The sequence below is a fragment of the Vibrio sp. 1288 genome (genome assembly GCF_033344475.1).
The window spans coordinates 1-934 of the sequence record NZ_JAWPOX010000221.1 but is presented as its reverse complement, the minus strand read 5'-3'; the positions used below and the strand labels follow the sequence as shown (position 1 = coordinate 934).

Annotated in this window: 1 protein-coding gene; it reads left to right on the top strand. The window is 40.6% G+C overall.

Annotated elements, in window-relative coordinates; genetic code table 11:
* Positions 1-39: 39 nt before the first annotated feature.
* Positions 40-792: a pilus assembly protein CpaB gene (locus R8O11_RS25830; protein ID WP_318194686.1), complete on the top strand. Its 753-nt coding sequence runs from the start codon at positions 40-42 to the stop codon at positions 790-792.
* Positions 793-934: the final 142 nt, after the last annotated feature.

The following is a 934-nucleotide window of genomic DNA, read 5'->3' as shown; positions in this document are numbered from 1 at the left end:
AGAGAGAGGGGAAACCCTCTCTTTTAAGGTTTTTATTCTATGAGTAGAGCATTAATTTTTGTATTTGTTGCCATCACTATGTTTTTGGCCTTTTTTTACGTCAGTGATTTCTTTGACCAGCCAGAGCCTGTGGCCGTCGTGGAAAATGAAGTGTTTGTACAAGTCGCATTTGTTAATCGAACTGTGAACAAAGCTGATCCCGTCAATATTGATGCAATTGATATTCGTGAGTTTTCAGAGTCAGAAGCAAAACAGCATTCTTATACCCCTTATACGAGTATCAAGATTGAATCTGGCGCTCTATGGGCAAAAGATGTCACCGAAGGAACTCAACTAACGTCAAACTTGGTTTCTAACCCAGGCGAAAAAGATTACATGTATCTTTCGCTTAAAAAAGATCAGGTCCCTTATTACTACCTTTCTCAAGGCAGTAGCATTGTTGAGGCGTTACCAATACAACCTGGCGACCGCGTCAGCTTTGTCGCTACAACCTCATCTCAATCGAATTTATTAGAAAGCGGTTATTCCGATATCGATAGCTTAACAAGCAACGTCATTATGGATGGGGCATTAGTTTTACAGGCGATGAATGTGTCTGAAGATGATTCGTCAAACGAAGACTATGGCTTGATCATCGCGTTGACCGTTAAACAAGTACTTAAGCTTGAAATGGCACAAAAGATCGGAGCTATTACGTTGGTTCCTGCAAAGATGGTTCATAAATACTTATCTGTGAAAAGTAGCGATTTAATTGAGCATCGATTTGGCGTTCGACAGCTGAGAGGGAATTAAGGGTGTTCAATAAAAATATACTATTAGTCACATTAGGAGTGGCGCTATTACTCCCAGCTTCAGTCTCTGCAGGGGAGCTATTGAGCTTAGATAAAGGCGCAGCAAAAACCATTAACGTAAAACGTAACATCGACACCGTATT